General features: G+C 68.6%; 12 protein-coding genes. 4 read left to right on the top strand and 8 right to left on the bottom strand.

All coding sequences use genetic code 11. The annotated features are described in order from the left end of the window. Window positions 1-94 precede the first annotated feature (94 nt). On the top strand, window positions 95-304 hold the full coding sequence (locus NGM07_RS06320; RefSeq protein ID WP_253518491.1) for a restriction endonuclease subunit S domain-containing protein: 210 nt from the start codon (window positions 95-97) through the stop codon (window positions 302-304). On the opposite strand, the gene NGM07_RS06315 is transcribed toward NGM07_RS06320, so the two are convergent. After that, on the bottom strand, window positions 283-912 hold the full coding sequence (locus NGM07_RS06315; RefSeq protein ID WP_382195835.1) for a GNAT family N-acetyltransferase: 630 nt from the start codon (window positions 910-912) through the stop codon (window positions 283-285). The two genes, NGM07_RS06320 and NGM07_RS06315, sit on opposite strands and share 22 nt — an antisense overlap. A gap of 25 nt (window positions 913-937) precedes the next feature. Then, window positions 938-1,648 carry a metal-dependent hydrolase gene (locus NGM07_RS06310; RefSeq protein ID WP_253518488.1) on the bottom strand — a complete coding sequence of 237 codons (711 nt, stop codon included), beginning with the start codon at window positions 1,646-1,648 and terminating at the stop codon, window positions 938-940. A gap of 106 nt (window positions 1,649-1,754) precedes the next feature. Between NGM07_RS06310 and NGM07_RS06305 the strand changes: the two genes are divergently transcribed. The 3 genes from NGM07_RS06305 (at window position 1,755) to psmA (ending at window position 4,026) form a co-directional block, all read left to right on the top strand. Further along, window positions 1,755-2,468, top strand: coding sequence for a helix-turn-helix domain-containing protein (locus NGM07_RS06305; protein WP_253518485.1), 714 nt, complete (start codon window positions 1,755-1,757; stop codon window positions 2,466-2,468). A gap of 116 nt (window positions 2,469-2,584) precedes the next feature. Beyond that, window positions 2,585-3,283 (top strand): Ntn hydrolase family protein, encoded by a 699-nt coding sequence (locus NGM07_RS06300; RefSeq protein WP_253518482.1) that lies wholly within the window; start codon window positions 2,585-2,587, stop codon window positions 3,281-3,283. Next, complete coding sequence (psmA, locus tag NGM07_RS06295) at window positions 3,283-4,026, top strand: archaeal proteasome endopeptidase complex subunit alpha (RefSeq protein ID WP_253518479.1); 744 nt, start codon at window positions 3,283-3,285, stop codon at window positions 4,024-4,026. Before NGM07_RS06300 ends, psmA begins: the two co-directional genes overlap by 1 nt. 4 nt (window positions 4,027-4,030) lie before the next feature. Here psmA and NGM07_RS06290 read toward each other — a convergent pair whose 3' ends face one another. The 6 genes from NGM07_RS06290 to NGM07_RS06265 all read right to left on the bottom strand — a co-directional run bounded on the left by NGM07_RS06290 (window position 4,031) and on the right by NGM07_RS06265 (window position 12,310). Beyond that, complete coding sequence (locus tag NGM07_RS06290) at window positions 4,031-5,182, bottom strand: DUF7351 domain-containing protein (protein WP_253518476.1); 1,152 nt, start codon at window positions 5,180-5,182, stop codon at window positions 4,031-4,033. Between the two features lie 600 nt (window positions 5,183-5,782). Then, a complete protein-coding gene (hmgB, locus tag NGM07_RS06285) occupies window positions 5,783-7,120 on the bottom strand; it encodes a hydroxymethylglutaryl-CoA synthase (protein WP_253518473.1) in 1,338 nt (445 codons plus the stop codon). Window positions 7,121-7,195: 75 nt separating this feature from the next. Beyond that, window positions 7,196-9,253 (bottom strand): hypothetical protein, encoded by a 2,058-nt coding sequence (locus NGM07_RS06280; RefSeq protein ID WP_253518471.1) that lies wholly within the window; start codon window positions 9,251-9,253, stop codon window positions 7,196-7,198. Window positions 9,254-9,318: 65 nt separating this feature from the next. Then, window positions 9,319-9,900 (bottom strand): DUF2150 family protein, encoded by a 582-nt coding sequence (locus NGM07_RS06275; protein ID WP_253518469.1) that lies wholly within the window; start codon window positions 9,898-9,900, stop codon window positions 9,319-9,321. Between the two features lie 60 nt (window positions 9,901-9,960). Beyond that, window positions 9,961-10,812, bottom strand: a complete 852-nt coding sequence (locus tag NGM07_RS06270; protein WP_253518466.1) for a TatD family hydrolase — start codon at window positions 10,810-10,812, stop codon at window positions 9,961-9,963. A gap of 253 nt (window positions 10,813-11,065) precedes the next feature. After that, entirely contained in the window at window positions 11,066-12,310 is a 1,245-nt protein-coding gene (locus NGM07_RS06265; protein ID WP_253518463.1) for a right-handed parallel beta-helix repeat-containing protein, read from the bottom strand. Window positions 12,311-12,419: the final 109 nt, after the last annotated feature.

Here is a 12,419-nt window from a genome sequence, read left to right as displayed (position 1 = left end):
CGGTTCCAGAGCCTATAACAAAGGTGCGGGAACCGGAAGACAACACTCGCCGGCGAGCGGACGCGACCGCCGACGCGAGCGCGAGGGGGGACGGATGCCAATCGCACTGACCGACGGTGGTTCGGAGACGACGGTGAACTGGCCGGTAGTGTTTCTCATCGTCACGGCGGTCGGCGTCGGGGTGCTCGCCCTCGCGGTGTTCGACGTCGCGCCCGTCGCCGGGATTTCGAACCTCGTCCTCGCGGCCCTCATCGTGGTAGCCTACGCGCTCGTGAGCATCCTCTACTGGCTCGACGTCTCCTGACCGTCGCTCTCCAGTTCGCGGGCGACCATCTCGCCCCAGTGTTCGAAGCCGTGGCGCGCGTAGAACGCCCCGGCGCGTTCGTTCTCGCGGTCGACGTCCAGTACGAGTCGGCCGAGGGGCAGGTCCTGGTCGCGGGCGAGTTCGACCGCGGCGGCCATCAGGTCGTCGGCGACGCCGCTCCCTCGGCGCTCCGGAGCGACGTATATCTCGTTCAGCACGGCCGCGTCCCAGATCATCGCCAACTGCTGGGGGAGGACAAAGACGTAGCCGACGAGGTCGACCCTGCTCTCGCCGTCGGTCGCCGAGGCGTCGTCGGACTCCGACGACGCCTCGGCGACCGTCACGCACCGGGGGTCGTGGGTCGCGCACCAGCGAACCCAATCGAGGTAGCGCCGCCGGTAGTCGTCGCTCAGTTTCGCCTCGTACCGCTCGCGCTTTTCGTCGCCGCCCGTTCCGTCCCCGAGTCCCAGTTCGAATCCGCGCTTGAGTTCCCAGAGCGCCTCGGCGTCTCGGTCGGGGTCGTAGTTGCGCACGCGCACGTCCGCGTCTGCGTCCGACTCGCCCGCGTCGGCGTCCGCCTCGCGTCCGCCGGTGTCCGACTCGTCCATGCCCCGCGATTGGCCGACGAGGGTGTTAGCGGTTCCGACGTTCGAGCCACACCCGGAGGCCGACCACGGTATAGCCGGTCAGCGCCAACAGCGCGCGTTCGCCGGTGTATGCGATGGGGAAGATGCGCTCGACGTTCCGCTCCTCGGCGCCCTTCGAGGGGTCGATGCCCGTGCGGTAGTGGGTGTTCTTCGTCGTGCGGACCTTCTCGGCGTCGCCGCCGGCCCCACCACTTCCGCCCGGACCGCTCGGTTCGGCCCCCGACTCGGGGGCGACCGCCTCTCTCAGCGCGTCGAGGTTCACGTCCACGAGCGTCTGGACGAACCCCTCTTTCGTCGAGTAGAACATCTTCCCGGTGATCTTGTAGAAGCGGTCGTGGACCGGGTAGAACAGGTTCACGCCGTTGAAGAACGCGTCGAGGCCGATGCCGGCGAACGTCACCGCGACGAGGGTGACCCACGCGATTCGGACGCCGCGGGCGTCCCACCGCGAGCGCACCAGCGACCGCTCTCGGACGCGCAGGTCGTACGCCAGCAACACCCCGAGCGCCAGCGGGAGCAGCACGGTGTGGAACGCCGCCCGGTGGGCGCCCTCGATCCAGAAGCCGACGAACACGTCGAAGTCGACGAGCGCGACGGCCGCCATCACCACCAGCACCGCCTTCCCGTCGAAGTGCTCGGCGAGCAGGGCCGCGCCGATCAGTCCCGCGAGCGCCACGTGGACGACCGTCGATGGCATCTAGTTGGTGTGGCAGTCGTACGCACTATCAGTGTTCCGGTCGTTTCGGCGAACGTCGAACCCCGACTTCGATACGCTTTTCCCGGCGACTCGCCCACTCCGGTACGTGACAGCACCCGACGACCCCCGCGAGCACCTCGCCGAGCGCATCGCGGGCGAGATAACTCTCAGCGACGACCCCGGGGCCACGCTCCGGAAGTGGCGCACCGACTTCGGGGTTTCCCAGACCGACCTCGCCGACCACCTCGACGTGTCGTCGTCGGTCATCAGCGACTACGAGAGCGGCCGCCGGGAGAGTCCCGGCATCGGCGTCGTCGCCCGTATCGTGACCGCGCTGCTCGACATCGACGAGCGCCGGGGCGGCGACCGCATCCGCCAGTACGCCCGGGTGCTCTCGGCCGGGTTCGAGAGCGACATCGTGAGCGACCTCCGGGAGTACCCGACGACGGTCCAACTCTCGCGATTCTACGACGCCGTGGGCGCGACCGAACTCACCGACGGCGACTACGACCACGTGACCGGCCACACCGTCATCGACAGCATCCAGGCCATAACCAGACTCTCCAGCGAGGAGTTCTACCGCCTCTACGGCCAGAGCACGAGCAGGGCGTTGATGTTCACCAACGTCACCCGCGGCGAGTCGCCGCTGGTCGCGATGCGCGTCGTCAACCCGACGCCGAACGCGGTGGTGCTCCACGGCCTCGACCGCGAGGACCTCTGGGAGTACGCCCCGAAGATGGCCCAACTCGACGGTTTCTCGCTCGCGGTCACCGACGCGCCGCTCGACGACGTGCTGGAGGCGCTCCGGGAGTTCCCCTGAGTCGCCTCGCTCCTCGCCCGTTTTCCATCCTCCTCGTCGTCCGACGTTTCCTCCGCGACCCGGCTAAAATATATTTTAGCTAACACTTTTGCGCGGCGGGCCACTACCCACTGCCGATGCCCCAGACAGACCCCCACGCGGTACCCGGGGCCGCCCCGGACGCCGAACTGACGAAGACCGGAACGACGACCGTCGCGGTGTCGACGCCCGACTCGGTGGTGCTGGCGGCCGACCGGCGCGCGAGCGCCGGCGGCCACTTCGTGACCAGCAAGGACACCCAGAAGGTCGAGGCCGTCCACCCGACCGCGGGGGTGACCATCGCGGGCGCGGTGGGCAGTCTCCAGGACTACACCCGCCGCCTCGAGGCGGAAGCCGACCGCTACGCGATTCGCCGCGGCGACCCGCCGAGCATGCACGCGTTCGCCACCTTCGCGGGCAACCTGCTTCGCAACGGACCCTACCGCGCGGTCCAGTCGACGCTCGGCGGCGTCGACGCCGACGGTTCGCACGTCTACGACCTCGATGCGGGCGGAGCGGTCCTCGAAGCGCCCTACGCCGCGAACGGGAGCGGCACCCAGTTCGCGCTCGGCGTCCTCGAACGCGACTACCGGCCCGACCTCTCGACCGACGAGGCGCGGGCGGTCGCCGCCCGCGCCGTCGAGAGCGCCATCGAGCGCGACACCGCCAGCGGTAACGGCGTCACCGTCGCCGAGGTGACCGCCGACGGCGTCGACTTCCGGACCTACGACGACCCCCGAGACGTCCGGCGGGAGTTGGAAACCGACACCGACGACGCGTCGGAGGAGGTGGCCTGATGCAGGGCGACCAGCGCGCCTACGACCGCGGGACCAGCATCTTCTCGCCGGACGGTCGGCTCTACCAGGTCGAGTACGCCCGGAAGGCGGTCGAGCGCGGGAGCGCGAGCGTCGGCGTCCGCACCGACGACGGCGTGGTGCTGGCCGCCCGGCGGCGGATTCGCTCGCCACTAATGGACCCCGAGAGCGTCGAGAAACTCCACCAGGTCGACGACCACCTCGGCGTCGCCAGCGCGGGCAACGCGGCCGACGCCCGCCAACTCGTGGAGTTCGCCCGGCGGACCGCCCAGCGCGACCGCCTGCGCTACGACGAACCCGTCGACGCCGAGACGCTGACGAAGGCGGTCGGCGACCACGTCCAGGAGTACACCCAGTCGGGCGGCGCGCGCCCGTTCGGGACGGCGCTACTCGTCGGCGGCGTCTCGGACGGCGAGGCCGCCCTCTACGAGACCGACCCGAGCGGGACGCCGTCGTCGTGGCGGGCGGCCGCGGTCGGCCGCGACAGCGCCGACATCCGGCGGTTCCTCGAAGCCGAGTACGACGCGACTCTCGACCTCGAATCCGGCGTGGACCTCGCGCTGGCGGCGCTCGCGTCGCCCGCCGACGACGAGGGATTCGCGCCCGAGGACGTGGCGGTTTCGACCGTCGCGGTCGGCGAGTCGTACCGGACGCTCCCTGTCGAGGAGCGCCGCGACGCGCTCGACGACCTCGACCTCCTCGGCGACGGTCGGCGGGCGTCCTGAATCGTCAGGACGCCCGCTCGGTTTCGCGGCGTCGCCGAGTTCCGGCGACGTCGAGGTCGCGGGCGACGAACAGGTCCAGCGCCTCGCCGTCGAGTCGCGCGGTGACCCGGACGCACCAGGGGTCGGTCGAGACGACCGTCTCGCGCCACTCCGGCCCGACGTTCCAGATGGGCCTGTCGCGGACGTTCTCACCGTGGTCGTGGTAGAACGCGATGACCGCGGGGTGTTCGAGAACCGCGAGCGTCACCGGGCAGTGGAGTCGACACCCGCACTGCCGGCAGTCGAGGCGGACCTGCGCGCGTTCGGGGTCGGCGTCGGAATCGGATTCCGATGCTCGTTCGGCGGATTCGCCGTCGGCGAGCGCGAGCGCGGCGTCCATCGTCGCGGCGCACTCCGGGCAGACTCCGTCGGACATCGCCGAGAGTCGGCGGCGGTGGTGGCGGTCGAACGCCGCCAGCAGGCGGTCGGCGTCCGAGTCGGTGCCGGGGTCGGAGTCGCGGTTCCGGCGCGCGCCCGGCGGGAACGGGAGCGTGAGTATCGTCCGGCCGCAGCCCTCGCGCTCTCCCTCGCTCGTCCGTTCCCCGGCGTCGCACGCGACGGTGACGTAGTTGGCCTCGCAGGTCGCCGCGAGGCCGCCCGACTCGCAGAGCGGGCAGTCGTCGCCCGTCTCGACCGGACCGAACGACACCCGGTCGGTGTAGGTGCCCGCGACGATGGCGCGCGCGACCTGCAGACCCGCGTAGGTCACCGCGTACCGGTCGTCGTCTTCGCCGGTCTTGCGGAGGAACTGGCCGGTCAACTGGCGGAGGTGGTAGGCGAACCCGGCGGTGGTGTCGACGGAACTGGCCTCGAACAGTTCCGAGAAGGTCGCGGTCCGGCCGGAGACGCGTTCGGGGTCGTCGGCCGCGTCCTCGCTCGCTTCCCCGCCCGCGTCGTCTTCGGGGGCGTCGACCAGCGCCCGCAGGATGGCCATCCGGACCTCGTTGCCGAGCGCTTCGAAGGCGTCGCTGGCCGGCATCGACTCGACCTCGGGGTCGGTCGAATCCTGGTCGGGACGCTCCTCGGACTTGGGGGACTCTCCAGCCTCGTGGGGGTCCTCGGCCGAAGGACGCGGGTCGACGGTTTCGCCCGCGTCCTCCGTGCCAACGTCGCTCATATCACTATAGTCGGGCGGCTTCGTTTATAAGGACTCGGACGGAGAGAGGGGTGTTTCTGGTCGGAAAGGAATTTTGCCGAGAACCTTTACCACCACGACAACTGACCAAGCGAAAGCCCCCTTTCAGTCCCGCCCTGCCGGTTGGTCGACCGGGCGTTTCGGTGGTCTGTTTCACCGAGCGCTTCTAACCCGGCCTCCCGGCGCGCGCTGGCGTGACCCGGCGGTGTTGGGTCGCGCCATCTTCGTGCGAGGGATGACTGAGTGCCCCTCCGGGGCACGAAGGAATCGGCTGGGGAGGGGTGTGGCGGTCGCGGTGCGGTTGCGGTGGGGTGGATGAAAGGGGCCGCCCGCTCGCGCCCGTAGGGCTTGGTCATCTCTGCAGGCAACTATTCTCGCCGAGCGTCAGCGAGGCGTGGATATTCTGCAGAGCGACCGCGAGCGGGCGGGGGCTTTCTGGAAGTTCTCGTTGTATCCGCTGCCGGTTCACGTAGCGAGCAGATGTTTTCGAAGCGTTCCGGTCAGCAGACACCGGCGAATTACTCCACGACGTCTCGGTCGCAGAAACGAAAATGGAAGACGCAGAAACCGAACGACCGAGAACTACTCCACGTAGTCGTAGATACGCTCGTTCATCCGGCCTCTCCCCGTGAAGACGAACTCGCCGTCGGGCACCGTGAAGTCCTCGAGTTCGATGGTCTTGTCGTGGTTGTGGCGGTCGTGGACCTTCTCGTACTCCTCGAAGCTGAGGTCGTAGCGGTCGTCGTTCTGCGCGTCGATGTTGAGCGCCTCGATCTCCTCTTTCCAGCCGTCCTGAACCTTTTCGGCGTGGATTTCGGCCTGCGCTCCCGACCCGTAGGAGCCGACCAGGAGGCTCTGGCCCGCGAGGTCGCGGCCCTCCTCGGCGGCGGTCTTGAGCGCGCTGGCGCGGGCGATGTGGACCGAACCAGTGTACCAGTTGCCGACCTGCCGGGAGATGGCGAGCGTCGGCTCGATGGTGTCGGCGTACCAGTCGCGGTAGCGCTCGGTGGCCTTCAGTTCGTCCATGTGCTCGCGGATGGCCTCCTCGTAGGAGTCGCGGTCCTCGAAGTCCTCCTCGCGGGGCTGGAAGCCGATCTCCTCGGCGAGCGCCTCCTCGACGGGGGTGTCCCGAATCATGTGGCGGTAGCCGAGCAGGCCGGCCCGCCGGACCATCCCGGGGAACGGCGTGTGAAACGGGATGTACGCGAAGTCGTCGGGGTGAGTGTCGCCCGAGATGCTCTCGAAGTCCTCCAGCGCCTCGCGCATCCGGGCGAGGTACACCTGCATCGAACGCTTGCCGTCGACGCTCGGGAACTGCTGGTTGGGCTTGAGGAAGTCGGTTTCGTCGGCCGAACCGTAGCCCTGCTCGGTCGAGAGTTCCACGAGGTTCGGGTCCTCGTCGATGAGCATCGCCACCGCGCCAGCGCCCTGGGTCGCCTCGCCGGGGTCGCCCCGTTCGTAGAGGGCGGTGTCGGTCGCCACGACCAGCGCCGCGCGGCCGCGGTTGCGACCCGCCTTGATCCAGTTGTACGCGTCGTCGAGGCTTTGGGTCCCCGCGATGCAGGCGAACTTGCGCTCGCCCTTGTTGGCGTGGTGGAAGTCCTCGTCGTACACCTGCTCCAGACAGCCCGCGATGTACGTCGAGACGGGCTTGGAGTTGTCGAACGCCGACTCGGTCGCCACGTCGATGCGGCCGATGTCGTCGGGGGTCAGCCCCTTGCGCTCCATCAGTCGCTTGGCGGCGTTCGCCCCCATCGTCACGATGTCCTCGTGGGCGTCAGGGAACGAACTCGCGTGCAGGCCCAGGCCCTTGGTGTACTTCTCGGGGTCCTCGCCCATCTCGGGCGCGAACGTCCCCGGCAGGTCGAGCTCGAGCTTCCCCGTCCAGATTTCGATGGCGTCGATGCCGACCGCTGTCATGTACGTTCGTGCGGGAAGGGGCTATAAGATTTTGTCGATAGTTGATTCGACGTGCGTCGAAACCCGGCTCCGACGTCACCCGTCGTTCCCGCGCACGGTGAACGTCACCGAATTGTGGTTCCGGAAGTACAGCGTTATCGCGACCCGCTCGTCGTTCATGTTCACGCGGCGACCGTCGGCGAAGAACTCGTAGAGGTAGAACGTCGCGACGCCGCCGTTACCGTCGATGGTGGGTTCGCCACCGCCGAACTGGGCGTCGTCGGCGATGTCGATGGTCGTCGGGAGCGACGTGCCGTCGGCGATGTCGGCGCGGCCGTCCGTCGCCGACTCGACGTACAGTTCGCTCCGGTACCGACCGAACCAGTACGACGGGTCGCTCAGTTCGTCTATCGACGCGTCCGTCGGCCGAATCCGAACGCCCGTCACCGTCACCGGTTCGGCGTACCGGTTGGTGACGCTGAAGCGCAGGCCGGACATCTTCCCGCCGTCGCGGTTCCCGCGGGTCGCAGTTCCGTCGTCGTTGTAGACGATATCGGTCGAACCGCCGTCGCCGCTCTCGACGCGAATCCGAAGCGGGTCGGCGTCGCCGCCGCTCCCGGCGTACACCGTCATCACGCCGTCCGTCGGCGTCACGTCGACCGTGGTACTGTCTCGGCCGTCCTCGTCGGTGACGCCGGCGTCCGGGGAGACGGTGCCCATCGTGCTGTCGTTGACCGCGTAGTCGACGGTCGCCTGCGAGAGCGGGTCGCCGTCCGCGGTCACCGTCGCCGTGAGCGATACCGTCGTTCCGGAATCCGTGTTCAAGGTGCAGCGAGTCAGCGCGGCGTCACAGGAGAGGTCGCCGCCCGAGGCGTCCGTCCAGTTCACGTCGTAGGATCCTCCGCCCCCGCCGAGGCCGCTCCCGTCGGTGTTGACCGCGGTGAGGTCGAAGCTGAGATTCGTGCGCGCGCCGGGGTCGAACTCGGGGCCGGTCGCGGGGACGCGGGTCGAACTCACCCGAACTTCGACGTCGCGGTTCTCACCGTCGAAGTTCGGAGCACGGTAGCGAATCCGGACCCGCCCCTCGCCGTCGGTTTCCAGGCCGGTGAGCGTCTCGCCCGACGACCCGCCCGCCGAGATGGCGTCGCCCGCGAGGTCGCCGACGAGCGTGGCGTTCACCGTCGCGCCCGCGACCGGGTTGTCGTAGCGGTCCCGGACCTCCACGACGAGTTCGTGCGGACTGTCCTCGGGCGCGCTGTCGTCGTCGCCGCGGACGTCGGTCACGTAGTGGGCGTCGACGCCGCTCACGTCGGAACCGACGCCGACCTTCGCGAGTCGGAGGACGTAGGTGGCGGGTTCGAGCACGACGCGGACGGTGCCCTCGCGGGCTCCGGGTTTCACCGCGAGCACGTGCCGGTCGTCGCCGTCGCCCTCGCTCATCTGGTCCGCGAGCAGGTCGCGCCACGCGGCGGCGTCGAGTTCGGTCGGCACGACCAGCGAGACGTTCTGGTCGGCGCTCGCGTTGCGCACCGTCACCGAGCGCGTCGCCGCGCTGACCGCCCGCGGGTCGACGCTGACGGTGGCGCTGCTCGACTCCGAGAGGCTCCCGTTCAGGGCCACGAGCGTGATGCGGTTGCCGTCGACCAGTCGCTGGCCCGATATCGGCCGGGTCGTCTCCGCGAAGCGGTTGTAGAGCACGCTCGCCCCGTAGCCGGTCGTCGGCGGGTTGCCGTAGACGTGGTAGTTCGGTCGGTACACCAGTCCCCGGGTCGAGAAGTTGCGGTCGCTACCGTCCCAGTAATCGCCGGTTTCGCCGCGCGCCGTGGCGTTCTCGACGGTCGCGTTCGCCGGCGGCGTCGTCCGGAGCGTGCCCGAGGGCGGGGGCGGATTGACGAAGAACGCCCGGCCGGGATACCGGATGCCGAGCGCCACCGACGCCGACCCGCCGCGGCCGGTTTCGCCCGCCCGAACGAGTTCGTCCCGAAGCTCCTGTAGCTGGCTCTGGACCCGCTGGTTGTGGTTGAACTCCACCCGCTCGTTCTGCTGGGGCACCACCTGGGCCTGGTAGGTCGAGAGCAGGATGATGAGGACGGCGAACAGCAACACCGCTCCGACCTGCACCGTCACCCCGCGGTCGTCGGCCAGCAGTCGCACGACCGACTTCTTTCAGGCGAGACAGATAAAAATAGCGTCTGTTCGCCGGTTCGCTCGCCGCCGGCCTACTCGTCCTCTTCCTCGACCACTTCGGGGTCGCTCATCGCGCTCTGGAGGCTGTCGAGTCCGTTGACCCACTCGGTGACCAGGCCGTACTCCAGGTCCTCGGTCACGGCCATGTCGAGTTCCTCGCCGTCGATGATGCGCGTCCCGGCGGCCGCCACGAGTCCCAGCGCGGAGTCCAGGTCCTCGGCCTCCTCGGCCCGGCCCGCTTCGAGGACGTACTCCTCGACGCTCCCCTCCTCGGCCGCCCCGTCGGCGACGTACTGCTCGGCCGCGTAGAAGACGCAGACCAGGCTGGTCTGGACGCCGTCGATGAGCATGGCCTTCTCCTCGTCGTCGAAGTCGACCTCGTCGAGAACGACCTCACGGATGTCGCCGAGTTCGTCCATGGCCTCCTCCTCGCCGATGGCGTCGTCGTCGTAGGCGGTGACGATCTTGGCGATGGCGATGGCCACGTCGTCCTGGAGGTTCAACAGCAGTCGCGCCGAGTCCTCGTTCTCGGGGTCGATGTCCTCTTCGCGGATGCGGTCGAGCCAGTTCTGCCAGCGTTCGTCGGAGTAGAACTCCTCCGGGGGCGCGCTCATATCCTGTTCGTGCCCCGCGCGACTCATATGCCTTTCTCCTTGTCGTTCGACTAACGGGAGTCAACGGCCGAGCGTTTCTTGCGTGTCCAACCCGTACACCCGCTTCGGCGTTTCGACGTGGGCGTTGCGTATCGCGTCGTCGTACCCTTCTTCGCGCATCCACCGGACCCGCCGGGGCACCGTCTTGGGACCCATGACCGCGCCCGGTCGGTCGGGGTCGTCGACGAAGTCGGTTTCCATCAGGAACGGGTCGCCGCGCTCGGCGGCGACTTCCAAGCGTTCCTTCTCGCTCATCACGCTCGGAGTCGGTCCCGCGAGTTTCCCCTCGGCGTAGTGTTTCACCACGCGCTCGCGTGAGAGGCCGGCGTCCTCGGCCCACTCCGCGATTTCGGTGAGGTCCTCGCTGGCCTCGGTGTGCAACTGGACCGCACAGTCGCGCTCCGCGCCGAGCGCGAGGCCGTGTCTGAGCACCTCGTTCGACGCCTCCCAGACGGCCTCGGCGGTGTCGTAGTGGGGCCGGCCGGTCTTGAGCGCGACCGCCTCCCCGTCGGCGACGTACTCGGCCGCGAGGTCCAGACCGGCGCACATCAGGTCGCGCGCCTCCTCGGGCGCGAAGCCCCGGTCGTCGACCAGTTTCGAGACGAGTCCGGGGTGGACGCCGAGGACGGGCCACGCCCGGCCGTCGAGTTCGTCGGTCGCGTCGGCGACGACGTCGAGGGTGCGCTCGAAGACGGGGCGGAACTCCTCGCCGGTTTCGGGTTCGACCCCGAGGAGCCACGAGGGTTTGTTCACCACGAGCAGGTGGGTGCCGCCGCTGCGCGCAAAGTCCTTCACGGCCTCGATGCCCCGGCCGTGGTCGGGGTCGAGGTGCAGGTGGTCGTCCAACACCGGCGTTCCGAGGTCCTCGCTCATGTACGGGACGTCGGCGCGAGAAAGGAAAACTGCGGTGATTCGTACCCAGTTCGGCGGCGATACCCGGTTCGACGGTCCGAGGTTCGGGACGGTCGGCCGCCGGACGCGTCCGGCGGCCGACCGTCCCCTCCGGCGATACGCGGTCCCCCGACCGCGTGTCGCTTCGACCCGTCGAGTGTGCATTGGCGTCGTTTTTGCGGCGGGCGCGTCGGCGTCGAACGCCGACGCGCCGCCTCGCGAGTCTCTGCCCGACTTACGAGATGACCTCGCCGTTGACCTGGCTCACCCACCGGCCGTCGAGCCAGAGCGCGAACCCTTCGGGCGCGCTCCCCGACCCGTCGTGGATGCCCTTGTCGCCCTCGTGGCAGCCCTCGGTGTTCGAGAGGTCCTGTCGGGTCACGATACCGTCTTCGCGAGTGCGCGTCCCGAGCGGGTCGCCGTCGCCGTAGAAGTTGGTTTCCGACCCGTCGGTGCAGATGGTCGAGCGCGCGACGTTCAGGTCGCGGTGGCCCGCGTCCTGGACGATGTAACCGCCGTCGTAGCCGTTGAAGTGGCAGTTGCGGAGTTCGCCGCACTCGCCGGAGTTGAGGTGGATGGCGTTGACGCCCTCGCCCATCCCGTTGAAGTAACAGCCCTCGACGAGGAAGTTGTCGTTCTCGCCGTTGTTGTGGAAGCAGATGTCGATCTTCGCGCCCGACCCCGTGGCGTACTTCTCGCCGTTGCGCTCGAAGTAGCAGTCGCGGGCCGTGAAGCAGGCGCTCCGTTCGACCAGCATCCCCCAGTTCTCGCAGTGCTGTATCGTGGAGTTCTGGACCGTGGTGCCCGCGCCGGCCTGGCGGAACTGGTAGCCGTAGTTGCCGGCCCGGTAGACGTTGACGTTGTCGAACACCAGCGAGTGCGGGGCGCTCCCGTTGGCGACGTAGACGCCGTCGCTTCCGGGACCCGCGATGCAGATGTTCCGGAAGTAGTTGTCGTAGCAGGTGCTCGAGTAGGAGTTGTCCTTGATGCGGATGCCGTCGCCCGCACAGTCCCAGATGGTCACGCCCTCGACGGTCATGCCGACGTGGCCCTCGATAACGATGGCGTGTTCGCCGCCGATGAGTCGGACGTTGCTGAGTTTGGGCGACTCGGTGTTGTGCTGTTCGGTCGCCTTGAAGACGAACGTGTTCGCCGACGAGCGATTGTTGATGGAGACGCCGGTGCTCGACAGCCCCCGGATGTCGGCGTACTTATCGACCACGATGGGGAAGACCTCGTTGCTCGGGTCGTAGCTGTCGGCGATGAGGATGGCTCCGTTGCCCTCCGCGCCCGCACCCGGGATGTCGTCGTGGGCCTCCTGAATCGTGTCGTACTGGCCCGGCCCGTCGCCGACGATGTGGACCGAGTCGAGCGCGTCGAATCCCGTCGCGCCTCCGTCGTCGTGGGCCGCGGCGGTCCCGGACGTCGCCAGTCCGAGTCCCGCGATCCCCGCCAGCGCGAAGAGACCGCGTCGCGTCACGTCGAGTCCCACCTCGGTAGAACCGCTACTGTCAGTCGAAGCCGTAGTGTCATCAGAGACATCATTTTCCCGCCTGCCAACCGTTCGGCCGTTAGCTTTATCGTCTGCG

The sequence above is a fragment of the Halorussus vallis genome, assembly GCF_024138165.1.
Lineage (GTDB): Archaea > Halobacteriota > Halobacteria > Halobacteriales > Haladaptataceae > Halorussus > Halorussus vallis.
The sequence above is the reverse complement of the archived record's forward strand: the minus strand, read 5'-3'. Positions and strand labels throughout refer to the sequence as shown.